The sequence below is a fragment of the Aequorivita sp. Q41 genome (assembly GCF_039831855.1).
GTDB lineage: Bacteria > Bacteroidota > Bacteroidia > Flavobacteriales > Flavobacteriaceae > Aequorivita.
Genome location: NZ_JBDPMS010000001.1, coordinates 840,299 through 863,894, shown reverse-complemented (window position 1 = coordinate 863,894; position 23,596 = coordinate 840,299). Strand labels below are relative to the sequence as shown.

Annotated in this window: 26 protein-coding genes and 1 tRNA gene; 11 read left to right on the top strand and 16 right to left on the bottom strand. The window is 36.3% G+C overall.

What is annotated here, in order from left to right:
* Positions 1-67 precede the first annotated feature (67 nt).
* The 4 genes from ABJ955_RS04055 (at position 68) to ABJ955_RS04040 (ending at position 2,911) form a co-directional block, all read left to right on the top strand.
* On the top strand, positions 68-1,207 hold the full coding sequence (locus tag ABJ955_RS04055; RefSeq protein WP_347373318.1) for an Mrp/NBP35 family ATP-binding protein: 1,140 nt from the start codon (positions 68-70) through the stop codon (positions 1,205-1,207).
* 1 nt (position 1,208) lies between these two features.
* Positions 1,209-1,451: a NifU family protein gene (locus tag ABJ955_RS04050; protein WP_347373317.1), complete on the top strand. Its 243-nt coding sequence runs from the start codon at positions 1,209-1,211 to the stop codon at positions 1,449-1,451.
* Between the two features lie 74 nt (positions 1,452-1,525).
* The gene (locus ABJ955_RS04045) at positions 1,526-2,578 is read left to right on the top strand and encodes an NAD(P)/FAD-dependent oxidoreductase (RefSeq protein WP_347373316.1); all 1,053 of its coding nucleotides are present in this window, start codon (positions 1,526-1,528) and stop codon (positions 2,576-2,578) included.
* 3 nt (positions 2,579-2,581) lie between these two features.
* Positions 2,582-2,911 (top strand): 2Fe-2S iron-sulfur cluster-binding protein, encoded by a 330-nt coding sequence (locus ABJ955_RS04040; RefSeq protein WP_347373315.1) that lies wholly within the window; start codon positions 2,582-2,584, stop codon positions 2,909-2,911.
* On the opposite strand, the gene ABJ955_RS04035 is transcribed toward ABJ955_RS04040, so the two are convergent.
* The 9 genes from ABJ955_RS04035 to ABJ955_RS03995 all read right to left on the bottom strand — a co-directional run bounded on the left by ABJ955_RS04035 (position 2,908) and on the right by ABJ955_RS03995 (position 9,748).
* The gene (locus tag ABJ955_RS04035; RefSeq protein WP_347373314.1) at positions 2,908-3,609 is read right to left on the bottom strand and encodes an SGNH/GDSL hydrolase family protein; all 702 of its coding nucleotides are present in this window, start codon (positions 3,607-3,609) and stop codon (positions 2,908-2,910) included. The genes ABJ955_RS04040 and ABJ955_RS04035 overlap by 4 nt on opposite strands.
* A 1-nt stretch (position 3,610) precedes the next feature.
* Positions 3,611-4,507, bottom strand: a complete 897-nt coding sequence (locus ABJ955_RS04030) for a metallophosphoesterase (protein WP_347373313.1) — start codon at positions 4,505-4,507, stop codon at positions 3,611-3,613.
* 402 nt (positions 4,508-4,909) lie between these two features.
* Entirely contained in the window at positions 4,910-5,716 is an 807-nt protein-coding gene (locus ABJ955_RS04025) for a small-conductance mechanosensitive channel (protein ID WP_347373312.1), read from the bottom strand.
* 12 nt (positions 5,717-5,728) lie between these two features.
* Positions 5,729-5,908, bottom strand: coding sequence for a hypothetical protein (locus tag ABJ955_RS04020; RefSeq protein ID WP_347373311.1), 180 nt, complete (start codon positions 5,906-5,908; stop codon positions 5,729-5,731).
* A 6-nt stretch (positions 5,909-5,914) separates the two neighbouring features.
* Entirely contained in the window at positions 5,915-6,481 is a 567-nt protein-coding gene (locus tag ABJ955_RS04015) for an RNA polymerase sigma factor (protein WP_347373310.1), read from the bottom strand.
* Between the two features lie 147 nt (positions 6,482-6,628).
* Positions 6,629-7,807, bottom strand: a complete 1,179-nt coding sequence (locus tag ABJ955_RS04010) for an acyl-CoA dehydrogenase family protein (protein WP_347373309.1) — start codon at positions 7,805-7,807, stop codon at positions 6,629-6,631.
* A 51-nt stretch (positions 7,808-7,858) separates the two neighbouring features.
* Positions 7,859-8,572, bottom strand: a complete 714-nt coding sequence (locus tag ABJ955_RS04005) for a methyltransferase (protein ID WP_347373308.1) — start codon at positions 8,570-8,572, stop codon at positions 7,859-7,861.
* Positions 8,573-8,639: 67 nt separating this feature from the next.
* Positions 8,640-9,164, bottom strand: a complete 525-nt coding sequence (gene rimM, locus ABJ955_RS04000; RefSeq protein ID WP_347373307.1) for a ribosome maturation factor RimM — start codon at positions 9,162-9,164, stop codon at positions 8,640-8,642.
* Positions 9,165-9,175: 11 nt separating this feature from the next.
* Positions 9,176-9,748 (bottom strand): 30S ribosomal protein S16, encoded by a 573-nt coding sequence (locus tag ABJ955_RS03995; protein ID WP_347373306.1) that lies wholly within the window; start codon positions 9,746-9,748, stop codon positions 9,176-9,178.
* A 135-nt stretch (positions 9,749-9,883) separates the two neighbouring features.
* Between ABJ955_RS03995 and ABJ955_RS03990 the strand changes: the two genes are divergently transcribed.
* The 7 genes from ABJ955_RS03990 to ABJ955_RS03960 all read left to right on the top strand — a co-directional run bounded on the left by ABJ955_RS03990 (position 9,884) and on the right by ABJ955_RS03960 (position 18,130).
* Complete coding sequence (locus tag ABJ955_RS03990) at positions 9,884-10,681, top strand: DUF6252 family protein (RefSeq protein ID WP_347373305.1); 798 nt, start codon at positions 9,884-9,886, stop codon at positions 10,679-10,681.
* 200 nt (positions 10,682-10,881) lie between these two features.
* The gene (gene dnaE / locus ABJ955_RS03985) at positions 10,882-15,291 is read left to right on the top strand and encodes a DNA polymerase III subunit alpha (protein WP_347373304.1); all 4,410 of its coding nucleotides are present in this window, start codon (positions 10,882-10,884) and stop codon (positions 15,289-15,291) included.
* Between the two features lie 101 nt (positions 15,292-15,392).
* Positions 15,393-15,710 (top strand): thioredoxin, encoded by a 318-nt coding sequence (trxA, locus tag ABJ955_RS03980; RefSeq protein ID WP_347373303.1) that lies wholly within the window; start codon positions 15,393-15,395, stop codon positions 15,708-15,710.
* Between the two features lie 155 nt (positions 15,711-15,865).
* A complete protein-coding gene (locus tag ABJ955_RS03975) occupies positions 15,866-16,411 on the top strand; it encodes an ATP-dependent Clp protease proteolytic subunit (RefSeq protein WP_347373302.1) in 546 nt (181 codons plus the stop codon).
* A 7-nt stretch (positions 16,412-16,418) separates the two neighbouring features.
* The gene (locus ABJ955_RS03970; protein WP_347373301.1) at positions 16,419-16,883 is read left to right on the top strand and encodes a copper resistance protein NlpE; all 465 of its coding nucleotides are present in this window, start codon (positions 16,419-16,421) and stop codon (positions 16,881-16,883) included.
* Between the two features lie 29 nt (positions 16,884-16,912).
* Positions 16,913-17,842, top strand: coding sequence for a DUF58 domain-containing protein (locus ABJ955_RS03965; protein WP_347373300.1), 930 nt, complete (start codon positions 16,913-16,915; stop codon positions 17,840-17,842).
* A 214-nt stretch (positions 17,843-18,056) separates the two neighbouring features.
* Positions 18,057-18,130, top strand: a tRNA-Asp gene (locus ABJ955_RS03960).
* A gap of 471 nt (positions 18,131-18,601) precedes the next feature.
* On the opposite strand, the gene cysM is transcribed toward ABJ955_RS03960, so the two are convergent.
* The 7 genes from cysM to cobA are packed head-to-tail and all read right to left on the bottom strand — an operon-like array spanning position 18,602 to position 23,596.
* Positions 18,602-19,492 (bottom strand): cysteine synthase CysM, encoded by an 891-nt coding sequence (gene cysM / locus ABJ955_RS03955; protein ID WP_347373299.1) that lies wholly within the window; start codon positions 19,490-19,492, stop codon positions 18,602-18,604.
* The gene (gene epsC, locus ABJ955_RS03950) at positions 19,489-20,238 is read right to left on the bottom strand and encodes a serine O-acetyltransferase EpsC (RefSeq protein ID WP_347373298.1); all 750 of its coding nucleotides are present in this window, start codon (positions 20,236-20,238) and stop codon (positions 19,489-19,491) included. The genes cysM and epsC overlap by 4 nt, the downstream gene beginning before the upstream one ends.
* A gap of 8 nt (positions 20,239-20,246) precedes the next feature.
* Positions 20,247-20,564 carry a 2Fe-2S iron-sulfur cluster-binding protein gene (locus ABJ955_RS03945; protein WP_347373297.1) on the bottom strand — a complete coding sequence of 106 codons (318 nt, stop codon included), beginning with the start codon at positions 20,562-20,564 and terminating at the stop codon, positions 20,247-20,249.
* Positions 20,565-20,572: 8 nt separating this feature from the next.
* A complete protein-coding gene (locus ABJ955_RS03940) occupies positions 20,573-21,625 on the bottom strand; it encodes an NAD(P)/FAD-dependent oxidoreductase (RefSeq protein WP_347373296.1) in 1,053 nt (350 codons plus the stop codon).
* On the bottom strand, positions 21,622-22,215 hold the full coding sequence (locus tag ABJ955_RS03935) for a bifunctional precorrin-2 dehydrogenase/sirohydrochlorin ferrochelatase (protein ID WP_347374359.1): 594 nt from the start codon (positions 22,213-22,215) through the stop codon (positions 21,622-21,624). Before ABJ955_RS03935 ends, ABJ955_RS03940 begins: the two co-directional genes overlap by 4 nt.
* 10 nt (positions 22,216-22,225) lie before the next feature.
* A complete protein-coding gene (locus tag ABJ955_RS03930; protein ID WP_347373295.1) occupies positions 22,226-22,822 on the bottom strand; it encodes an HPP family protein in 597 nt (198 codons plus the stop codon).
* Positions 22,823-22,825: 3 nt separating this feature from the next.
* Positions 22,826-23,596 carry a uroporphyrinogen-III C-methyltransferase gene (cobA, locus tag ABJ955_RS03925; protein WP_347373294.1) on the bottom strand — a complete coding sequence of 257 codons (771 nt, stop codon included), beginning with the start codon at positions 23,594-23,596 and terminating at the stop codon, positions 22,826-22,828.

Below are 23,596 nucleotides of genomic sequence, written 5' to 3'. Positions count from 1 at the left end.
TGATTACTGCCAACTTATTTTAGTATATTTGCACTTTAGAATCAATCTAAATATTAGGAGAAAATAAATGAGCATTTCAAAACAAGAGATCCTTAAAGCCCTTGAAACTATAACTGTTTCAGGTGAAGGAAAAAATATGGTGGAGAGCGGTGCCGTGCAAAATGTAGTAACTTTTGCCGATGAAATTATTGTGGATTTAAAATTATCCACACCAGCACTTCACATAAAAAAAAGAGCAGAAGCAGATGTTGTAAAAACAATTCATGAAAAAGTGAATGCAAGCGCGAAAGTGCAAGTAAATATTAAAGTTGAGGCTCCTGCAAAACCACAAAACCCAAATCTAATTAAAGGAAAACCAATCCCGGGAATTCAAAATATTATAGCGGTGGCCTCCGGAAAAGGAGGAGTTGGTAAATCTACCGTTACTGCAAACTTGGCTGTAACGCTAACTAAAATGGGTTTCAAAGTTGGAATCCTAGATGCAGATATCTACGGTCCTTCAATCCCAATTATGTTTGATGTTGCCATGGAAAAGCCACTTTCAATAAATGTTGAAGGGAAAAGCAAAATGAAACCTATTGAAAATTACGGAGTAAAAATTCTTTCAATCGGGTTTTTTACACAACCGGATCAAGCCGTAATTTGGCGAGGGCCTATGGCTGCAAAAGCATTAAACCAGTTAATATTTGATGCAGCATGGGGTGAATTAGACTTTATGTTGTTAGACCTTCCGCCCGGTACTGGAGATATTCATTTAAGTATTATGCAATCCCTGCCTATTACGGGGGCCGTTGTGGTTAGTACGCCTCAGAATGTTGCTTTGGCTGATGCACGGAAAGGTGTGGCTATGTTTCAGCAAGAAAATATAGATGTTCCTGTTTTAGGAATTATTGAAAACATGGCATACTTTACGCCAGCTGAGCTTCCTGAAAATAAATATTATATCTTTGGAAAAGAAGGCGCTAAACATCTAGCTGAAGATTTAGATGTTCCGTTTTTGGGAGAAATACCATTGGTGCAAAGCATTCGTGAAGCAGGCGATGTAGGTAGACCTGCCGCATTGCAAACGGCAACCCCAACGGAGGAAGCTTTTGAGGAAATAACAAGAAATGTAGTGGAAGAAACGGTTCGTAGAAACGAAAACCTTCCTCCTACAGAAGCAATTAAAATTACAACCATGGCAGGTTGCAGCGCCGTAAAAAAATAATATGACAACGCAGGAACTAAACACAAAAGTAGAAGAAGCTTTAGACGAAATCCGTCCATTTTTGCAAAATGATGGAGGCGATATTTCGCTTATTTCCATTGAAGATGGGAAAATAGTAAACGTACAATTACAAGGTGCTTGTGTTGGCTGTTCCGTAAACCAAATGACGCTGAAAAGTGGTGTGGAAATGACCATTAAAAAATTCGCGCCGCAAATTGAAAAAGTGATAAATGTATCGGAATAATGATTGGTAATGATTTTGTTGAACAATGTTCATTCAACTAACTTTCTGATATAAAATTTAAGAGATAGTCTTTTATGATAAAAACAGATATTCTCATTATAGGCGCTGGACCCACTGGTCTTTTCGCTGTTTTTGAAGCAGGATTACTTAAACTAAAATGTCATTTAATTGACGCACTTCCCCAAGCTGGCGGACAGTGTTCTGAAATATATCCCAAAAAACCTATTTACGATATTCCAGGCTTCCCAGAAGTTCTTGCGGGCGATTTGGTGAAAAATTTGATGAAACAAATCGAGCCTTTTCAACCAGGTTTTACCTTGGGTGAACGCGCTGATACCATCGAAAAACTAGAGGATGGCTCTTTTATAGTTACAACTGATAAAGGTACAAAACACCATGCGCCAATTGTTGCAATTGCTGGTGGATTAGGAAGTTTTGAACCTCGCAAACCACCACTTACTAATATTTCAAATTTTGAGGATAAAGGGGTTGAATACATAATCCGGGATCCTGAATTATATAGAAATAAAAATGTAGTTATTTCTGGAGGAGGCGATTCTGCCTTAGATTGGAGTATATTTTTAACGGATGTTGCTAAAAGCGTAACCTTAGTGCATAGAAGAAATGAATTTCGAGGTGCGTTGGATAGTGTAGATAAAGTACAAGAACTAAAAAATCTTGGAAAGATTGAATTAATTACCCCTGCTGAGGTTGTTGGCTTAGTTGGAAGCAATGTCTTAGAGGAAGTTGTTATAAAACAAGGGGAAACTGTTATTAATCGGGAATGTGACCATTTTATTCCTCTTTTCGGATTAGCACCAAAACTTGGACCGATTGCAGATTGGGGACTTGAAATTGAAAAAAATGCAATTAAAGTAGATAATACCTTAGACTACCAAACAAATATTCCTGGCATCTACGCAATAGGAGATGTAAATACATATCCTGGAAAATTAAAACTCATTCTTTGCGGTTTTCATGAGGCTACCTTAATGTGTCAAGGTGCCTATCAGCGCATTTTTCCAGACAAACGTTATGTAATGAAATACACAACCGTTGGTGGGATTGAAGGATTTGATGGCAGTAAAAAAGAAGCCCCAAAAGCAGTTGTTAAGTCAATTAATTAAAAAATGAGCGACATTAAAATTACAATCATAGACCGTCAAGGTGTGGAACACCAAGTAGATGCTCCCACCGATATGAATATGAACTTGATGGAGGTGGTGCGTTCTTATGAATTGGCAGCAGAAGGAACTATTGGTATTTGTGGAGGAATGGCAATGTGTGCCTCTTGCCAATGCTATATTTTAAGTGATCATGAATTGCCAGCGCTAAGTTATGATGAAGATTTAATGCTTGCTGAAGCGTTTCATGTTAAAGAAAATAGCCGTCTTGGGTGTCAAATTTTTATAAAGGAAGAACTTGCTGGATTGCGGGTGGCACTAGCTCCTGAAGCTTAACGGATTATTTTTAAAGCACTCTTAAAAATTATTTCAACAAATTTTTTATAAGCAATTTCAGAGGGGTGCAAACCATCTGAAGCAACTAACTCAGGGTTTGCCAATCCGTTTTGAGTTATTGGAGTTATGTTTTTAAACTGTACGCCTTTTTCACTAGCAATTTTATTTGCAAAGTTATTATAACGCTTTAGTTCTGCTGTAGTTTTTTCGGCTTTCCCAGATTCCTGTCCGAAAGGCGTAAAACCATAATCTGGAATAGAAAGGATAATTACATTTTTAGGGTTTCCACCGGCAAAATTTATTGCCATATCAACAAGTTTTGGAAACTCTTTTTCATAGATTGAAAATGGTTTTTCTTGGTATTGATTGTTTACGCCTATAAGCAAGCTAACCAAGTTGTAGTTTGTTGTAGGATTTTCATGCGCAATTGCGGAAAGTAAATTGGTAGTTGTCCAGCCTGTTTTTGCAATTATTTTTACTGAAGTTTTTTCTTTTAAAGTTTTATTCAAACTAGCTGCTAACTGTGTCGGATAATTGCCATCAACGCATACGCTTTCACCAATGGTATAACTATCGCCGAGCGCTAAGTAGCTATAGGCTGCTTTTTCCGAAGAAATGTTCTTTTTTGAAACAGCACACGAAAGAGGAATAAACAGGCCTATAATAAGCGCGATTTTGAAGTATATTGGGTGCATCATACTATCCAGTTTTATAATCAATTAATTTTTGAGGACCTTCAAGTAGCACTTTCGAAACTTTTAGGACGCCTTCTTCTGTTGTTGAAATTTGCCATTTAATTAATGAAATTTCATTGTTTTCAATCTCTAATCCCGTAATGCTTCGTGGGTGAACACAACTCCCATCATTGAACAACGCGATATCACCCGGTTCCGGAAAGCGCGGGCGATGGGTATGGCCAATTATTGTAAAGAGGTTTTTATTTTCAACAATCCATCTCTTAGTACGTTTTTCTACTTTAATGAGTTCTTTGTAATTTTTCGCAGGACTTGTGGGGTCGCTAATACCAAATATTTGGAGTTGTCGCCAAACTGCGCGAACCATAAACCGATTCAATTTCCAACCTACATAATTCATCCAGTCTGCTTGATGACCATGCATCATAAAAACTTCTTGTCCAGTTTCTTCATGTTCTAAAATCAAACCTTCTGTAAGTTCAATACCAGGAAAAAGAGGGGCCTCTTTTCCAGTAACTTTATCAAAATAGGTATAGAGATTCTTTTCTACATATTTTTTATTGGAATAAATCATATCGTGATTTCCGACTAATCGATAGAGTCTGTTTTCTACAAAGAAAAGCTTCATTAATTCAAAAACATTTTGGTGTGCTTCAAAAATGTCTTTAAAGAAAAGATTTTCCCAAAGCTCATCACCATCTCCTAATTCACAATAGGTGAAGCCATTCTTATAGTAATCTTGAAGTGCATGAAAGTAAATATTGCGGTTGTTGGCAAAATCATCCGCAAAACTGTTGTCGCCACGATGGCAATCACTAAAGATGATAAATTTTGAATCGCTATTGAATGTTATACGCCGTGCAGTTTTGTAAGCGCGGTACATTCTAGATTTTGAAGACATATCATTTTTTTTTAAAGATACAATTTGAAAAGATCTTGAAAAAATGTCTGATTGATGAAATGTATAAAAATAAAAAAAGCCCATTTTACTGGGCTTGAGAGGTTAAATAAATCTATGGATATTTATATAACCAGGGGATAACTGTTTAAGTGTAAGGTTTTTTTATTTATTTGCTTTCTTATATTCTGTGAAATAAGGAGCTTTTCTAATTTCTCTATTTACTTTAATACTTTTAATAAAAAATATGATCAATAGTATCAAAATAACTATCCCAAAAGCTAAAATTGGATAAAATAACATCATATATAAATTTTTTAAATGCAATCTTTAGTTGAGGTTTAGATTGCCTTATTTATATAGTATGACACAGGGTTTTTTAAAAAGTCACTTATTTTTTAAAAATTAATCTAAAATTTCTATTTTTTGATTGACGATTGTTTTTATAGGATATACAATTTTCTTGTCTTCTGCTTGTAGGGTAAGCGTAATATTGTCTATATGAACAACATATCCTTCTTGATTTTTGATTCGTATTTTTTGACCTATTTCAAAATTTTTTCTTGAATAAAATCCAAAAATTAATCTTTGTATAACATCCCGAGAACCTAAGCCAATAGCGAGGGTAGAGGCTGCCAATAAAGCACCGAGAATGATAGTAAGGTTGTTAGTAATAATATCGGTATTAACGCCTAACTGATTTAGAGCGATAATAAAAGTGATTACTAGAATGATATAAAAGATTATCGAGCTTATTGCATTTGATCCATTAATGTCAAAAGAAGTGAGCATTAATTTTATTCCTTTTTTAAAATATGACCCTAAAAATATTCCGACTATAGCTATTAAAAGTGCGGAAAATAGGGTGGGAAGGAAGTTGATAATTTCTCCGACTCCTTCAGATACCTTTCCCATATTAAAGAGATCCGCACCAATAATGATCAGCACTAATATGGTTATCCATTTTATAAAAAATAGAATAATCTTGGTGAGGTTTATATCAAATCGAAATTCTTTTATAAAATCATTGTCATTGATTTTGTTGTTTAAAGCCTCAATTTTTAATGATTTTAGTATCCTTTTAAATGTTATTTGAAGGATTTTTAAAATAAGCCAAGCTAAAATTATATACACTATAACTCCAATTATTCGCGGGAGACTATTCATGATAAACGCTTGTAAATCGTCAAATAAAGTTAGATCTATTTTCATGGTATGGTTGATTTATTTCTTTTTAGGTTTTGTAGTTTTATATAAGTCTTCAATTGTTGATGGATACTTTATTAAAGTTAAGTCTGCTATGTCCAAAATCAATTTAATAACTGCAACATTGTTTAGCACCTTATCTTTTAAGGTGTCTGGCAGTTTATTGTCTGCAATTATCGTTTTAAACGGGTTTTCCATAATCTCTTATATTTCGTTATAAACCTGTATTAATCTTTCTTTTGCTCGTTTTAAGCGCATTTTTACAGCGCTTTCACCAATTCCTAATCCTTTTTGAAGATCTTGAATTGTAAAATCATCCTGATATTTCATTAGTAGAATCATTTTATCGTTTGGTTCTATTCTTTCTAATGAAAGTAAAAGCTTTTCTGCTTTTAATTGGTATATATCCTCATCGGGAACTTCATTGTGGATGTTGTAATTTTCGTGTAGTAATGGCGTAAATTTATCCTTTTTCTTTTTTTGATCTCGTGTAACATAGTTCAAGCAAAAATTATAGGTAAAGGAGTAAAGCCAAGTGGAAAATTTCGAATCCCCCTTAAAAGTGCGGAGTTTCAAAAATAATTTTATAAAAATATCATGGGTTAAATCTTGGGCTTCTTCTTCAGATTTTGAAAAACTAAAGCATTTGCCATATACAGCTTTCGCATACCTGTCATATAATATTGCAAATAAATGAGTGTCGTTTCTGGCAACAATTTTTGAGACCAGCTCTGCATCATCTAATTCAATATCTTTTTTATGGGACTGCATTTATTGCCTGGGTATTATATCCATATCATTGGACACAAAAAAACTTAAAAGTCACATGTATTTTAGAAAAAACATTAAATTAAGCTATTTAATTGATATTCTTAATCAAAAACGGCCAAACTTTTAAGTTGGCCGTTTTGTACTTTGTTATCCGAAAGCGTTGAGCCCGGTAATATCAAGCCCCGTAATGAGCAGATGTATGTCGTGTGTTCCTTCATAGGTAATAACACTTTCAAGGTTCATGGAATGACGCATAATACTATATTCGCCGGTTATACCCATTCCGCCTAACATTTGCCTTGCTTCTCTTGCAATATGTATTGCCATGTCTACATTGTTTCGTTTTGCCATTGAGATCTGAGCGCTAGTTGCAGTTCCGGCATTTCGCAATACGCCCAACCTCCATGTTAATAATTGTGCTTTGGTAATTTCAGTAATCATTTCAGCTAGTTTTTTCTGCTGCAGTTGAAATTGTCCAATTGGTTTGCCAAACTGAATTCGCTCTTTTGAATACCGTAGCGCCGTATCATAGCAGTCCATGGCGGCACCGATTGCACCCCATGCAATTCCATAACGTGCAGAATCAAGACAGCCAAGGGGAGCCCCCAAGCCAGATTTATTAGGTAGAAGGTTTTCTTTAGGCACTTTTACATTATCAAAGATAAGTTCACCTGTAGCAGAAGCGCGTAGTGACCATTTGTTGTGAGTTTCTGGGGTGCTAAAACCTTCCATGCCACGCTCAACGATTAATCCATGTATTCTACCTTCTTCATTTTTAGCCCATACAACAGCAATCTGTGCAAAAGGCGCGTTGCTAATCCACATTTTAGCACCATTTAATAGATAATGATCTCCATTGTCTTTAAAATTAGTGGTCATGCCCCCCGGATTACTACCGTGGTCTGGCTCTGTAAGTCCAAAGCAACCTATCCATTCGCCAGATGCTAGTTTTGGCAAGTATTTTTTTCGTTGTTCCTCATTTCCATACTTCCAGATGGGGTACATTACTAATGAAGATTGAACAGAAGCAGTGCTCCGAACGCCACTATCGCCACGTTCAATTTCTTGCATTATAAGTCCATATGAAATTTGATCAAGCCCAGCGCCACCGTATTGCTCGGGAATATAGGGGCCAAAAGCACCAATCTCGGCAAGGCCATTTATTATTTGTGAAGGAAATTCTGCCTTTTGAGCATATTCTTCTATGATAGGTGATACATCTCTTTTTACCCAATCTCGGGCCGCTTGGCGTACCAACTTGTGTTCGTCGGAAAGAAGTTCGTCAAGATTGTAATAATCTGGTGCTTCGAATAAATCTGGTTTCATAGTTTATAAATTAGTAAGGAGTACAAATGTAGAAATCACAACTATAAACACCTACATTTTCAGATAAAAATCCGCTACCAGCTTTTTGTAGTCTTCCGTATACTTGTGCCTTGAAATTTCGAGGGTTAAATTTTCTAAGTCAACAGTAGTTTCTGTGAATGAAAACTCCAACATGCTTCTTTTTATTTCGGAAGTTTCTGTGCCGCGAACACTACAAATTCTTTTTGGAAATAAATTTACTTTAGCAGCCATTTTAATGAAGTTTTCTTCTTCTTTCTTAGGAATAATTACCGAAAATATTCCTTCGTCTGAAAGCAATCGAGATACGGATGTTATTAATTCATCAAATGGAAGCGCCTCATTGAATCGTGCTAAATCTCGCGCTTCACTAGTTGTTTTATAATCTTCGGAATAAAATGGCGGATTGGAAACGATAAGGTCATACTTATCTTCAATTTCATCCACAAATTCATCTAAAGAAGCGTGATAACAAAAAAGGCGATCGCCCCAAGCCGCATTTTCAAAATTATCAACGCACTGTTCGTAGGCATTTTCGTCAATTTCTATGGCATCTATGAGCTCAGCATTGCTTCGTTGTGCTAACTGCAAGGCAATTATGCCCGTGCCAGCGCCAATATCTAAAATAGAAAAAGGAGTGTGTTTTATGGAAGTCCAAGCACCAAGCAAAACCCCGTCTGTGCCTATTTTCATAGCACAGCGGTCTTGAGCTACGGTAAATTTTTTAAATTTAAAAGGTTGGTTCATTTTAGATATAAGGTTGGGTAAGTGTGTGGAGAATAAAGAGAGCCTTATGCTTACTTCCGAACCTTTTTTATAAATACATTTCAATCAAGCCTTCGGGAACATTTAAAAATATTGCTTTGTTTTGGCGATCTACTTTTAAAATAAAATGATCTATCATCGGAATCAAGATCTGTTTTCCGTCGCGGTCAATTTCGAATAATGCTTGCGAAGTTGTATCGTTAACACCGGTAATTTTTCCGATTTTCCCAAAACGTTCGTCTTCGGCTGTAAAGCCTATAATTTCATGATAATAAAATTTATTACCGCTAAGGGGGGGGAGAAATTCTAACGGAAGGTAAAGGTGTGCCCCTATTAAAGCGTTTGCATCTTCTTCATTGGCTACGTCTTCAAAACGTACACGGAGTAATTCGCTTTTATGTAGCGAGCTTTCTTCAATAAAAAATGGAATCAAGTTTTTGCGTCGTTCCACAAAAACCGATTCCATTTCAGTAAAAAGTTCAGGTTCGTCTGTATCAAGTTTAATGAGCAGTTCCCCTTTAAAGCTATATTTTTTAACGATTTTGCCTAAGTAGAAGCAATTCTCCTTTTGCATCGTCTTTAATTTTAAGCTTCTTTTTCTTCTTCAGCAGAAGTTTCTGCAGCTGGCGTTTCCTCTGTTGCAGTTTCAGTTGCTTCAGCAGCTTCAGCTTCAACTTCTTCAGCAGCCTCTTCAACAGCAGGAGCTGCGGCAGCGGCAGCATCAGCAGCACGTTTTTCGTTTACCGCTTTTTCAGCAGCAAGTGCTTCAGCTTTTGCTTTTTGTTGTGCTTCAGAAAGGGTTGCTTTCTTATGATCAATAGATCCTTTTTTACTTTCCAACCATTCGTTGAATTTTGCTTCCGCTTGTTCTTCCGTTAAAGCGCCTTTACGAACACCACCAGCAAGGTGATTTTTCATTAATGCTCCTTTGTAAGAAAGAATAGCACGTGCAGTATCTGTAGGTTGTGCTCCATTTTGAAGCCATTTTACAGCGCTGTCAACGTTAAGGTCAATCTGTGCAGGGTTGGTTGTTGGATTGTAAAATCCTAATTTTTCAAGAAATTTACCATCTCTTTTACTACGGCTGTCTGCCGCGATGATCCAGAAGTAAGGCTTTCCTTTCTTTCCGTGTCTTTGTAGTCTGATTTTTACAGGCATGTTTTAATTAATTTTTGGGGTTCCCGACCCCGGTTATAATTTAAGGTGGGCAAAGATAATATTTTTTCTCTTTGAAATTCAAGCAATTAAAGTTTTTCTTTTACATTTGTATAAACCTCTATAAATCTTTGACTTATGAAAAATATACTATTTGCACTTTTAATTGCATTGTCACTTTTTTCATGCGAAGATATACAGACGAATGAAATAGCGCTTCAAGCAAAGATTGATGATAGATTGTATTTGTCTGCTGATGCTAGAGCTTCACTAAATGAAGATGGAGGTATCGTTATACAGGGTTTTACTGAAGTGGAATCTATAACAATGCGTCTTTCCAGCTTGGAAGAAGGGAGTTTTGAAATTGCTAAAGAAAGCTCAAATTATGCGGTTTATGAAGATGTGGGCGGAAATATATATTCCACAAAACCAGAGGGCTTGGGGGTGGTAGTACTGTCAGAAGTCAATAGAACCAATAAAACACTTAGTGGAACTTTTAAGTTTAATGCTTTTTTAGCAGGAATAGACACAGTGTATGTTTCAAAAGGTGTGTTTTACAACGTTTCGTATGCAGGGGGAGCGGTAACAGACCCAACAACTCAGGGTACGTTTCGTGCTATGGTTGATGGCGTTCCATTTCTTCCATTTATCGTTAATGGTCGGAGTACGGCAAATAGAATACTGCTTTCAGGGAGTACTGCAAATGCAAAGATGCTTATTTCGGTTCCGCTAGCAGTTGAAGTTGGGGCATATATTTTGCCAAAAGCTGGTTTTAATGGGAGTTACCAAAATGGGGCTGACCTAGAAAATGCGCTAGAAGGCCTAATAAATATTACAGAACACGATATTGCGAATAAGCTTATTAAAGGTGATTTCTATTTTATGACACGCCGTTCTGATATTACCGAAGGTGCGTTTAGTATTAACTATAAGTAGCTGGATAAAAAGTTGAAACGATTAAAGTTTCTTGATTTTTGAAGCATTCCTTTTAAATGTAGTTTTTGTGAACAACTCGTAACAATTTAACTTCTTAAAAGGGGAGGATTTTTCTATTTTTACTTTTCCAAAATTTTTCCTGAGTAGGTCTTTATTAAATATTAAAGCCTGCAAGTGTCAATCTAAAATCTTCAACACCAATGTATTTAATTTTCGATACAGAAACCACGGGGCTCCCTAAACGTTTCAATGCTCCTGTGAGCGATAGCGATAACTGGCCACGCTGTATCCAGATTGCTTGGCAACTTCACGATGCCATGGGAAATTTAATCGAAAACCAAGATTATTTAATAAAACCAGAGGGTTTTAACATACCTTTTGACGCTGAAAAAATCCACGGAATTTCTACCGAATTGGCAATGGCAGAAGGAATTTCCTTGGAAGAAATGTGTGAGAAATTTAAAATAGCACTTTCTAAAACAAAATTTATTGTTGGTCAAAATGTAGGTTTTGACTTAAATATAATGGGGGCAGAATTTTTTAGGCTAGGTATCGAAAACCCCATGCCAGAACTTCCTGTTTTAGACACCTGTACCGAAACAACTGCCCAACTTTGTCAAATTCCTGGAGGACGAGGTGGAAAATTTAAATTGCCGACCTTAACCGAGCTTCACGAATACCTTTTTAATGAAGCTTTTGGCGAAGCACACAATGCAACAGCAGATGTTGAGGCTACTACGCGTTGTTTCTTTGAATTGGTTCGTCGTCAGATTTTTACAAAAGAAGCACTTGATGTACAGCCGGATTATTTTGAAAATTTTTCAAAGGAAAACCCGCAAACAATTCAGTTGATTGGGCTGGAGCATATCAATCTTAAAAAAGCTTCTGAAAAAATCCGTAAGCAAATGCAAGCGGCTTCGGAAACAGAAACAATTTCTTCCGAAGCGATTAAAGAAAATATCGCTACGCTTGAAGATGCCCCGTTTTCACATCTTCACAATCATTCGCAATTTTCAATTTTACAGTCTACATCCAGTACATTAGATCTGGTGAATGCTGCCGTAGAAAATAATATGCCAGCGGTTGCTTTAACCGATTCTGGCAATATGATGGGGGCTTTTCATTTTGTGCAAGCGGTTGCTAATCATAATAAATCACTTTCAGAAGACGATAAAAATAAGGAGTTGAAGGCAATCGTGGGTTGCGAATTTTTTGTTTGCGAAGACCACCTAAATAAAAGCCATAAGGATAACGGGTATCAGATCGTGATGCTTGCCAAAAATAAAAATGGCTATCATAATTTGGCAAAAATGGCTTCCATCGCATACACCGAAGGATTTTATTACGTGCCTAGAATTGATAAAAAAATAGTTGAAAAATACAAGGAAGACCTTATTGTTTTAACGGGAAGTCTTTATGGCGAAGTGCCGGGAAAAATTCTAAATATTGGAGAAACGCAAGCTGAAGAAGCATTGCTTTGGTGGAAAGAAATGTTTGGTGACGACCTTTATGTAGAGATAATGCGTCACGATCAGGAAGACGAAAAACGTGTAAACGATGTCTTGGTTGCTATGGCAAAAAGGAACGATGTAAAACTCGTTGCCTGTAATAACACCTATTATATTAAGGAGGAAGATGCCAATGCACACGATATTTTACTTTGTGTAAAAGATGGTGAAAAGCAGGCGACACCAATTGGAAGAGGCCGTGGTTACCGCTATGGGCTACCCAACCAACAGTATTATTTTAAGGGACAGGAGGAAATGAAGGCCTTGTTTAAAGATCTGCCAGAGGCGATTGTAAACATTGAAGAGGTAGTTTCAAAAATTGAACCTTATTCATTACATCGCGATGTCTTACTTCCTAATTTTGGTATTCCTGAAGCTTTTTTAGATGCTGAAGATATAGACGGCGGCAAGCGTGGGGAAAATGCTTTTTTGAGGCACTTAACCTATGAAGGTGCTAAAAGACGTTATCCAGAATTAACCGAAGTCTCTTATGAGGTTTTAACCGGTTCTGAAGTGCCAGAAAATGCTTCTGAACGCATAAAAGAAATAAAGCAACGCCTTGATTTTGAGCTCGAGGTTATTGCGAATACAGGCTATCCAGGTTATTTCTTGATTGTACAGGATTTTATTGCCGAAGCCCGAAAAATGGACGTTTCTGTTGGTCCAGGGCGTGGCTCTGCGGCGGGAAGCGCCGTGGCGTATTGTTTGGGGATTACCAATATTTGTCCTATTAAATACGACCTGCTTTTTGAGCGTTTCTTGAATCCAGATCGTGTGAGTATGCCCGATATTGATATTGATTTTGATGATGAAGGACGAAGTAGGGTTATGGATTATGTAATCAATAAATACGGAAGTAACCAAGTAGCACAAATTATCACATACGGAACCATGGCTGCAAAATCTTCCATTCGCGATACTGCACGGGTGTTAGACTTGCCATTAAATGAAGCCGATAGAATTTCGAAGCTTATACCGAATATGACCAAACTAAACAAGATATTTGGTTTGAGTGATACGGAATTGCGAAGCCGTTTTCGGAGTGATGAACTTCCAAAAGTTAACGAGCTTTTAAACCTTTCTGAAGGAAGTGATCTGGAGGCGCAAACCATAAATCAGGCAAAGATTTTGGAGGGCTCCGTTCGAAATACTGGAATCCACGCTTGTGGGGTAATTATTACACCGAGTGATATTACCGATTTCGTGCCCGTTGCCACTGCAAAAGATTCAGATTTGTATGTAACACAATTTGATAACTCTGTTGTTGAAAGCGCTGGCTTATTGAAGATGGATTTCTTGGGGCTGAAAACATTAACGCTGATAAAAGATACCGTAAAACTTGTAAAGCATAAGCACAATATTGACCTTGACCCCGATGAATTTCCATTGGATGATGAAAAAACCTATCAGCTTTTCCAAAGAGGAGACACGGTAGGAATTTTTCAGTATGAATCTGCTGGAATGCAGAAGTATATGAAGGAATTAAAGCCCACGGTTTTTGCAGATTTAATTGCAATGAACGCATTGTATCGTCCTGGACCGATGGAGTATATCCCCAGTTTTGTACGTAGAAAACACGGTGAGGAAGAAATTGAGTATGACCTTCCAGCAATGGAAGAGTATTTGGAAGAAACCTACGGTATTACGGTTTATCAAGAGCAAGTGATGCTTTTATCGCAAAAACTAGCAGGATTTACAAAAGGTGAAGCCGATGTTTTGCGAAAAGCAATGGGAAAAAAGCAAAAAGCAGTCCTCGATAAAATGAAACCGCAATTTGTTGCTCAAGCTGCAGAACGAGGCCATGATCCAGAAAAACTTGAAAAAATCTGGAAGGATTGGGAGGCGTTTGCAAGTTATGCTTTTAACAAATCGCACTCTACTTGCTATGCTTGGATTGCATATCAAACAGCTTACTTAAAAGCGCATTACCCTGCGGAATACATGGCTGCGGTATTGAGTAATAATATGAGTGATATTAAGCAGGTAACCTTTTTTATGGATGAATGCAAACGCATGGGGCTTACCGTTTTGGGGCCTGATGTAAATGAATCTTTTCATAAATTCACTGTAAATGATAAAGGTGCTGTACGCTTTGGAATGGGAGCTGTAAAAGGCGTTGGCAGCAGCGCTGTGGCTACTATAGTTGAACATCGAAAGGATGGGAAATACAAATCGGTTTTCGATCTGGCGAAACGTATTGATTTGCGTGCTGCCAATAAAAAGGCTTTTGAAAATCTAGCACTTGCAGGTGGTTTTGATAGTTTTGATACCCACCGCGAGCAATACCTACATGATGATGGCGATGGCGTAATGTTTATTGAGAAAGTGCTGCGCTATGCTGCAAAATACCAGGAAACGCAGAATTCTTCACAAGTAAGTTTATTTGGTGACGCTAGCGAAGTGCAGATTCCCGAGCCAGAAGTCCCGCCTTGTGAAGAATGGGGGACGATGAAAAAATTGAGGCAGGAGCGGGAAGTGGTAGGGGTGTATATTTCGGGTCATCCGCTGGATGATTTTAAGATTGAGATGAAAAGTTTTATGAACTGTAAGGTTTCAGACTTTAACCGACTGGAAAATTTCGTTAATAAAGAAATGTGTTTTGGTGGGATAGTGAGCGATGTACAACACCGTGAATCCAAGGCAGGAAAAGGCTGGGCTATTTTTACGGTGGAAGATTATGAAGACAGTTATGATTTTAAAATTTTCGGAGAAGAATATTTAAAATGGCGCCATTTTTTAGTTCCAAATAGCTTTATTTATGGGCGTGTTTTTGTGAAAGAAGGCTGGACAAATCGTGAAACGGGTAAGAAAGGCGATCCACGGCTTCAGTATAACAATATTCAGTTGCTCCACGATGTTATGGAAATTCAAGGAAAAAAACTGACACTACATATTCCTTTAAGTGATTTGAAAGAGGGACGAATTGATTCGCTTAAAAATATAGTAAAAACACATAAGGGTGAAAAACAATTGTTTTTTGTGGTGTATGAAAAAGGTGAAAAAATTCAATTAACCATGCCAAGCCGAAAGCATAAAATTAATATTTCGAAAGAATTGCTGGACGAGCTTGAACGCGAACAGGTAAGTTATAAATTAAATTAGTAATAGAGATAATCAATACCCTTATATCCTAAACAAATATTAACAACTACAGTATAGTAAAAAAAATAACTATTTTTGACAATCATTAAAAAACAAAGATTATGGCTTTAGAAATAACAGACGCAACATTTGAAGAAACCGTATTAAAGAGTGACAAACCTGTATTGGTTGACTTTTGGGCGGCTTGGTGCGGACCTTGCCGAATGGTAGGACCCATCATTGAAGAAATAAGTAAAGAATATGACGGAAAAGCCGTTGTAGGAAAAGTAGATGTAGATGCTAACCAAGATTTTGCTGCAAAATATGGGGTGCGTAACATTCCAACTGTTTTGGTATTCCAAAACGGGGAAGTAGTAGGACGTCAAGTAGGCGTTGCTCCAAAAAATGTTTATGCGGAGGCAATCGATGCACTATTATAATATACTTATAAAAAAATTAAACAATAAAAGGCTTGGCGTATTGCTAAGCCTTTTTCTATATTAGTAGCATTCTCTGGACGAGTACAGTTGTCCCTTTTTATAAAATAGTATGCATAAAAACTCTTGACTGTACGCAAGAGAACAGACTTAAAATTATGACGAAATCAAATAAAGTTCAGGATAAAATTGACAGCACATTACTGGAAGAACGAAAAGTATTTCTCTGGGGAATGGTAGATGATAAAAGTGCGCGTCACGTTGTGGAGCGCCTTATGTATCTTGATGCCCTGAGCCACGACGAAATTAAATTTTATATAAACAGCCCAGGAGGATATGTTACCTCTGGTTTTTCAATCTATGATACCCTAAAAGAAATTAAAAGTCCAGTTTCTACAATTTGTACTGGCTTAGCAGCTTCTATGGGGAGTATATTGCTTTCAGCAGGCGAAAAAGGCAAACGTTTTATCCAACCTCATGCTCGTGTTATGATACACCAGCCTAGTGGTGGCGCAAGAGGAGTAGCCAGCGATATAGAAATAACCGCTCAAGAAATACTAAAAACGAAAGAAATAAGCGCACGAATTCTAGCTGAAAATTGCGGACAATCATTTGAAAAAGTAATGAAAGATTTTAACCGCGATCACTGGATGGATGCAGAAGCGTCTGTGGCATACGGAATTGTTGATAAGGTATCTAAATAACATGGTTTTGAAGAAACTAATATATCTATGTGCTGCCACTGTTTTACTAGTAGTAGGTTGCAAGAACCAAGAAAAGAAGGCGGTAGCTTCAGAAGAAATTGAGGAGACTGTAACAACAAGCCCGCAAGTAGTAGATTCGCATACTTCTGAAAATGCTTTAGATTGGGCTGGTGTATACGAAGGTACTACACCCTGTGCAGATTGTGACGGGATTAAAACCGTGGTAACACTTACTGAAGACAAAACATATAGTATTTTACAAACCTACTTAGGAAAGCCAGAAAGCAGGAATGAGTTTATTCAAAAGGGAGATTTTGTTTGGGATCCAACGGGTACTAAAGTGCTTTTAAAAGCAGGCGATGAAACCTTTCAGTATCAAGTTGGCGAAAATCAATTGTGGCAATTAGATAATGCAGGTGAAATTATTACAGGCAATCTAGAAGCTATGTATGTTTTAAAAAAAATAAATTAACCACCCTTCGACACGCTCAGGATGATACTATGAATATAGAAAATGAAATAAACCAGATAACGGGTTTTAAAAACCTAGAGCTACTTGCAAAGCAAGTGGTAGAAGGCTTTATTTCTGGACTGCATAAAAGTCCGTTTCATGGTTTTTCGGCAGAATTTGCAGAACATAAAATTTATAATAATGGCGAGAGTACAAAGCATATAGACTGGAAGCTTTTTGCAAAAACGGATAAGCTATATACCAAGCGTTATGAGGAAGAAACAAACCTGCGCTGTCATTTCATTATAGACAATAGCAGTTCGATGCATTACCCAAAATTGAAAGAGTTTCATATTGATTCATTGAATAAAATTGGATTTTCTGTCTTGGCTTCCGCGGCAATTATGAATTTGATGAAACGGCAGCGCGATGCTGTTGGGATGAGCATTTATAGCAATGAATACGAGTTTTATACTTCTGAAAAGGGTAGCGAGCGGCATCACCAAATGATATTGCAAAAGTTAAATGAGGCCCTGCTTTCTTCAAAAGAAAAAATTCAAACAAACACCTACGAACATCTTCATTTGATTGCTGAAAAGCTAAAACGACGTTCTTTGGTTTTTCTTTTTACGGATATGTTTCAAAACGATACAGAGGCAGAAAAGCTTTTTGAGGCACTTCAACATTTAAAATATAACAAACACGAAGTTGTGCTTTTTCATACTTTCGATAAAAAACGAGAGATGCGTTTCGATTTTAATAACCGTCCAAAGCGATTTGTTGATGTTGAAACGGGAGCGCATATCAATCTTTATGCAGAAAATGTAAAGGAAGCCTATGAAAAGGCGGTGACGGATTATTTTTTTGAGCTACAATTACGTTGCGCACAATACCGAATTAAATATGTTTTGGCAGATAGTAATGAAAGTTTCAATAAAATTCTGACTACTTATTTAGTGGAACGTCAGAAGTTTGGATAATTCAAATTAGTTGAAATTAGATGTTCAGATTACGTAAAGTAAAAATATTAAATAATAATTATATTTTTTTTAAAAAATAGTTTGCGAAAATGAAATGGAGTGGTATATTTGCCACCGCTTAATACGGCAAGGAATTTATTCCAAAATGTATGGTAACAATTTTTCACTATGCTCAACTGTTGTTGAGGTTTCTTGAAAAAGAGATTGAAAATTTGGTCTGGTAGTTCAGTTGGTTAGAATACCTGCCTGTCACGCAGGGGGTCGCGAGTTCGAGTCTCGTCCAGACCGCAACTAAAATGTTGTGTTGAGTCACTTAAAGTGGCTTGTGGTTTAGAAATAGACCGATGAGAAGCTTATCCAAATGGATGGGCTTTTTTTGTATTTCCTAATGTCATCTCCCAAAAGTCAACTTGTTAATTGAAGTGTACCACACATGTAATCTATTAACTAAAACCCTCAATTATGAAAATAACCATACATTTTTTGTATGATTACATTTGGTTTGATAATGACTAATTTTGGATGTATGAAAGAAGTAGCTCTTTGGCACGCTCACTGCGTACACCATTGCTAGAGCAGGTTATAATAGGTTTATCTATTTGCTCTATTTCAAATTCTAAATCATCTTAGAATATGTAGAGCACCTTCAATGTTGACCTGCATGATGCTCTTTCATGTGTTCTTAAATCTAATAGTGTAGCTCCTTTTTTCAAATAAGCTTTTATATCTAAGAAGTCAGTAGTATTGATATTTTCTTTTTTATTCAAACAAATCTGATGATAAATATCTATCGCCACGGTCGCATACAATAGCTACTACCACACCTTGTTTTAGGGTTTCACAGATTTTTAAGGCGGCATAGACTGAACCTCCACTGCTCATACCCGCAAATATACCTTCTTCTTTAGCCAATTTTTGAGTAACTTTCTTAGCATCGCTTTCGCTTACTTCTATAATTTTATCTATTTTTTTTGGATTAAAAATCTTAGGTACATATTCGGGAGACCATTTTCTAATGCCAGGAATTTTTGAACCATCCTTGGGTTGTACTCCTACAATTGTAATACCACTATTTTGTTTTTTGAGAAATGTAGATACTCCCATTATCGTACCTGTGGTGCCCATAGCAGATACAAAGTGCGTTACCGTGCCTTTGGTATCTTTCCATATTTCTGGTCCTGTGGTTTTGTAATGGGCTTTCCAGTTATCTTTATTTTCAAATTGATTGAGAATTACATAGCCTTTTGTTTTTTGTAACTCTAGAGCACTATCTCGCGACCCTTCAATACCCTTTTCTGCACTTGTTAATACAACAGTAGCACCATAAGCACGCATTGTTTTAATACGTTCATCGGTAGAGTTTTCAGGCATAACCAAGGTCATTTTAACGCCTAATAAATTAGCCACATAGGCTAGTGCAATACCTGTATTACCACTAGTAGCTTCCACTAAATGACTCCCTTTTTTAATGGTTCCTCTTCGTAATGCCTCATAAATCATATTAAAAGCTGGACGGTCTTTAACACTTCCTCCTGGATTGTGTCCTTCCATTTTTAAAAGCAAACGCAAATTTGGGTTTGAAATCAACCCACTAATTTCAATAAGTGGTGTATTACCTATATGTTTTAAAATACCGATGTTATTTCTCATCTTTTGCGTTTTATTTTAATACTAGTTTTATAGGTTACTAAACTATTTTGTGATATGGATTCTGTTATCCAAACATTAGCACCTATAGTGCTATTAGCACCAATAGTAATACCTCCACCTAAAATGGTAGCATTGGCATAAATAGTAACATTATCTTCAATAGTAGGATGTCTTTTTGCTTTTGCCATGCTTTTAACCACTTTAATCCCACCTAATGTTACGCCTTGATAGATACTTACGTTATTACCTATTTGGGTGCTCTCACCTATAACAATCCCAGTGCCGTGGTCTATAAAAAACGAATGGCCAATAACCGCAGATGGATGTATATCAATGCCTGTTTTGCTGTGGGCATATTCAGTCATTAATCGTGGTAAAAGAGCTACATTTAATTGGTCTAACCTGTGTGCTAATCTGTATATAGTGATGGCATAAAAGCCTGGATATGCCAAATAAATTTCCTCCATACTTTTTACTGCAGGGTCATTTTTTTCAAAGGCAAGCGCGTCTAAATCGAGCTGTTGCCTAGTGGATGGGAGCTCTTTTGTTAAAACCTCATAAGCATTAATTATGTGTTTCTTTTCTCCAAATACTTCTGCATAATCTTCAATGATTTTACGAGCACGTTCAAGTAAGCGTGTTTGTTGTGCTTTATTTGAAAATAACGCTTCAAACAAGAGTTTGCTGAAAGTTTTTGACTTACCTTTTAGTTTTATTGGGTATGTTTTTAAAGTGATGGCATTCATTATATTATTTAATATTCTGGTGCCAATTCCACTTCAAGTCCTTCTAAATCTACTGTAATGGGAATTTGGCATCCTAATCTACTATTCTCTTTAACATAAAAAGCTTCAGACAGCATTGCTTCTTCATCATCTTGTATTGCTGGCAATGCAGTGTCTGAAAGCACATAGCATTGGCAAGAGGCACACATTGCCATACCACCACAAGTGCCTTCTACAGGCAATTCATAAGCTTTACAAACTTCCATTAAGTTCATTGCCATATCGGTAGGTGCTTGTACGGTATGTATCGCTCCGGTTCTGTCTTTAATATGTATGTTTACGTCCATTTTACATTTTAGTTAATTGCTTGTACTACAGCTTTTGGCGCTTCTTTTCTCGTTCCGTCAAAACCATTTATACCACTAACGGTTGTGTATTTTAAAACGTATTTTTTACCAGGGTTGATAATTTTATAGGCGGCTTGACACATTAAGGTAGCTTCATGAAAACCGCATAAAATTAGCTTTAGTTTTCCTGGATAAGTATTAACATCGCCTATGGCAAATATTCCAGGGATATTGGTTTGATAGTCTAAGGCATTATCTACTTTAATAGCATTTTTTTCTATTTCTAACCCCCAATTGCCTATAGAACCCAATTTTGGCGAAAGCCCAAACAAAGGGATAAAGTAGTCTGTTTCTATCACTTGTTTTTCTCCTTCTTTGGTAAACACAATGGCTTCTACTTTATTGATGCCAAAAATGTCTGTAACTTCTGCTGGAGTAATTAAATTAATTTTACCTGCTTGCCTTAGTTCACTCACTTTTTCAACGGAATCAAGCGCTCCTCTAAATTCATTTCTTCTATGAATTAAGGTTACTTTATCGGCCACATCGCTCAAAAATATACTCCAATCTAATGCAGAGTCACCGCCGCCAGCAATAACTACTTTTTTATTTCGGTATTTTTCTGGGTCTTTAATAAAATACTCTATTCCCTTGTCTTCGTAGTGTGTTATGTTATCAATTAATGGTCTTCTAGGTTCAAAAGATCCTAATCCACCTGCAATGGCAACAACTGGTGCTTGATGGAGAGTGCCTTTATTTGTTGTCACAATAAAGCGTCCATCTTCTTGCTTTTCAATGGTTTCTGCGCGTTCCCCCAGAGTAAAACCTGGCTCAAACTGTTTGCTTTGTTCTAATAGGTTTTTTGTTAAATCGCCTGCAAGTATTTCTGGAAAACCTGGAATATCATAAATAGGTTTTTTTGGATACAACTCTGAACATTGCCCACCTGGTTGTGGTAAAGCATCAATAAGATGGCACTTTAGCTTTAATAAACCAGCTTCAAATACCGTAAATAATCCTGTGGGGCCTGCTCCAATAATTAAAATATCTGTCGTTATCATTTTATTTCTATTTTTTCTACTAATCCTTTAGTAAAATCATTTAATTTTTCAACTTTTTGTTCAAAGTTGCCTTTTATAGTTCTTCTGTAAACGTTTAAATTTTTAACTAAATCATCAATATTTTCAGGTATAACATCCTCAAAAAATTGCCGCAGACGTTTGGCAGTTGTGGGTGATTTTCCGTTGGTAGAAATGGCTATTTTCACATTACCTTTGGTTACAATACCTCCCATATAAAAATCGCAATATGGTGGATTATCAGCAACGTTAACCAATATATTTCTTTCTTTACAATCTTTATAAACATTAACATTAACATCAACTTTATCTGTAGTTGCTACTACAATATGTTTATTTAATAGGTATAATTTTTTGTAATCATCAACAATCATTTTAACATCAAACTTGTTTGCCAACACTATTGTTTCCTCTCTAAAAAAAGGAGAAACCATGGTTACTTTAGAGTTGGGACTAGACTTTAACAAAAAAGATAATTTTTCTAATGCTACATAACCACCACCAACAATTAATGTTTCTAATTGCGATGTTTTTAAAAAAATGGGATATAAATTATTTCTATCTTCATTCATATCATTTAATCTAACTTTCAATTTTTAGCATTCTTTTTCTAACTTTGTTTATATACTTTCCGTTAGCAGGATAAATCCTGTTTTTATTCATATTATTAGCAACAAGAGCTACTAAAAACAAAATAAGGGTTCCTGTTAACACTGGCGAAAAAACATACATATAGCTTAATGATTTAATTTTTTCTGTACCAATAATAGCTATTAGAGCTGTAGCTCCTCCTGGTGGATGTAAGGTTTTTGTCCATTGCATTAAAATAATAGAAAATGAAACTGCCAACGGAGCTGCAAGCCAAATAATATTTGGCATTAAATTATATACTGTAACCCCCACAAATGCTGATATTACATGGCCACCAATTAAATTTCTAGGTTGGGCTAACGGACTTTGAACTGCACCATAAATTAAAACACAAGAAGCGCCAAAAGATCCTATTAAAAAAACGTTTTCTACATCAGATAAATAAAACGATTGTATAAAAGCTATTAAACCGATGCCAAAAAAGGCACCAAAAAACGAATAAAATCCTTCTTTGTAATTAAATGAAGTTTCTTTATAGACAACATATTTTGTAATCCTTATAGATCTGTTAACTTTTTCTTTTACCATTACCTATACTTCTAAGGCCGCGTTTAAAGTCTCTTTTTCTAAAACTTTATGCAACAAATCTCTATGTTTTACCACTTCACCTAACACAATTATTGCTGGGTTTTCTAAAGCTTTTTCTGCAACAACTTTTTCTATAGTATCTACAGTACCAATTCCTATTCTTTCTTTAGATGTTGTTCCGTTTTGAATAATTGCCACAGGCAAATTATGTTTACCTTCTGCCTGAAATAATTTAACAATTTGAGGTAATTTACTCATCCCCATTAAAACAACTATCGTTGCATTAGACTTTGCTGCCAACTCAATATCTCTAGAAATTTTATGCTCTTTTGTGGTTCCGGTAATTACCCAAAAACTTTCTGAACTTCCACGTTTTGTTAAGGGTATGTTTTGATAGGCTGCTACTGCCAATGCCGATGATATTCCTGGTACAACTGCAACATCTAACCCAAAACTTGCAGCATACTCCATTTCTTCTGCACCTCTACCAAATATAAAAGGATCGCCTCCTTTTAAGCGCACTACATGTTTATAAGATTTTGCTCGAGCAACAATCAATTCATTAATTTGTTCTTGCTTATATTTATAACATCCTCTACGCTTGCCAACAAAAATTTTTTCTGCTTTTGGGTTAATATATTCTAACAGTTTTTCATTTACCAAAGCATCGTATAAAACTACATCGGCAGTTTTTAAAGTTTTTATTGCTTTTATGGTAATTAAATCTATATCTCCAGGACCTGCTCCAACAACAGTTAATTTAGGTTTTTTCAT

Excerpts from the sequence above, each read along its gene's own strand:
- ABJ955_RS04005 (WP_347373308.1), bottom strand. The coding sequence starts at position 8,572 with ATGAACCAACCTTTTAAATTTAAAAAATTTACCGTAGCTCAAGACCGC.
- ABJ955_RS04045 (WP_347373316.1), top strand. The coding sequence starts at position 1,526 with ATGATAAAAACAGATATTCTCATTATAGGCGCTGGACCCACTGGTCTT.
- ABJ955_RS04010 (WP_347373309.1), bottom strand. The coding sequence starts at position 7,807 with ATGAAACCAGATTTATTCGAAGCACCAGATTATTACAATCTTGACGAA.
- ABJ955_RS04015 (WP_347373310.1), bottom strand. The coding sequence starts at position 6,481 with ATGCAGTCCCATAAAAAAGATATTGAATTAGATGATGCAGAGCTGGTC.
- ABJ955_RS03945 (WP_347373297.1), bottom strand. The coding sequence starts at position 20,564 with ATGGACGTAAACATACATATTAAAGACAGAACCGGAGCGATACATACC.
- ABJ955_RS03975 (WP_347373302.1), top strand. The coding sequence starts at position 15,866 with ATGACGAAATCAAATAAAGTTCAGGATAAAATTGACAGCACATTACTG.
- ABJ955_RS03990 (WP_347373305.1), top strand. The coding sequence starts at position 9,884 with ATGAAAAATATACTATTTGCACTTTTAATTGCATTGTCACTTTTTTCA.
- ABJ955_RS03995 (WP_347373306.1), bottom strand. The coding sequence starts at position 9,748 with ATGCCTGTAAAAATCAGACTACAAAGACACGGAAAGAAAGGAAAGCCT.
- ABJ955_RS04035 (WP_347373314.1), bottom strand. The coding sequence starts at position 3,609 with ATGATGCACCCAATATACTTCAAAATCGCGCTTATTATAGGCCTGTTT.
- ABJ955_RS03935 (WP_347374359.1), bottom strand. The coding sequence starts at position 22,215 with ATGAATGAAGATAGAAATAATTTATATCCCATTTTTTTAAAAACATCG.
- ABJ955_RS03940 (WP_347373296.1), bottom strand. The coding sequence starts at position 21,625 with ATGATAACGACAGATATTTTAATTATTGGAGCAGGCCCCACAGGATTA.
- ABJ955_RS04020 (WP_347373311.1), bottom strand. The coding sequence starts at position 5,908 with ATGGAAAACCCGTTTAAAACGATAATTGCAGACAATAAACTGCCAGAC.
- ABJ955_RS04025 (WP_347373312.1), bottom strand. The coding sequence starts at position 5,716 with ATGAAAATAGATCTAACTTTATTTGACGATTTACAAGCGTTTATCATG.
- ABJ955_RS04050 (WP_347373317.1), top strand. The coding sequence starts at position 1,209 with ATGACAACGCAGGAACTAAACACAAAAGTAGAAGAAGCTTTAGACGAA.
- ABJ955_RS03965 (WP_347373300.1), top strand. The coding sequence starts at position 16,913 with ATGAATATAGAAAATGAAATAAACCAGATAACGGGTTTTAAAAACCTA.
- dnaE (WP_347373304.1), top strand. The coding sequence starts at position 10,882 with ATGTATTTAATTTTCGATACAGAAACCACGGGGCTCCCTAAACGTTTC.
- trxA (WP_347373303.1), top strand. The coding sequence starts at position 15,393 with ATGGCTTTAGAAATAACAGACGCAACATTTGAAGAAACCGTATTAAAG.
- ABJ955_RS04040 (WP_347373315.1), top strand. The coding sequence starts at position 2,582 with ATGAGCGACATTAAAATTACAATCATAGACCGTCAAGGTGTGGAACAC.
- cobA (WP_347373294.1), bottom strand. The coding sequence starts at position 23,596 with ATGAAAAAACCTAAATTAACTGTTGTTGGAGCAGGTCCTGGAGATATA.
- ABJ955_RS03930 (WP_347373295.1), bottom strand. The coding sequence starts at position 22,822 with ATGGTAAAAGAAAAAGTTAACAGATCTATAAGGATTACAAAATATGTT.
- epsC (WP_347373298.1), bottom strand. The coding sequence starts at position 20,238 with ATGAATGCCATCACTTTAAAAACATACCCAATAAAACTAAAAGGTAAG.
- cysM (WP_347373299.1), bottom strand. The coding sequence starts at position 19,492 with ATGAGAAATAACATCGGTATTTTAAAACATATAGGTAATACACCACTT.
- ABJ955_RS04055 (WP_347373318.1), top strand. The coding sequence starts at position 68 with ATGAGCATTTCAAAACAAGAGATCCTTAAAGCCCTTGAAACTATAACT.
- ABJ955_RS04030 (WP_347373313.1), bottom strand. The coding sequence starts at position 4,507 with ATGTCTTCAAAATCTAGAATGTACCGCGCTTACAAAACTGCACGGCGT.
- rimM (WP_347373307.1), bottom strand. The coding sequence starts at position 9,164 with ATGCAAAAGGAGAATTGCTTCTACTTAGGCAAAATCGTTAAAAAATAT.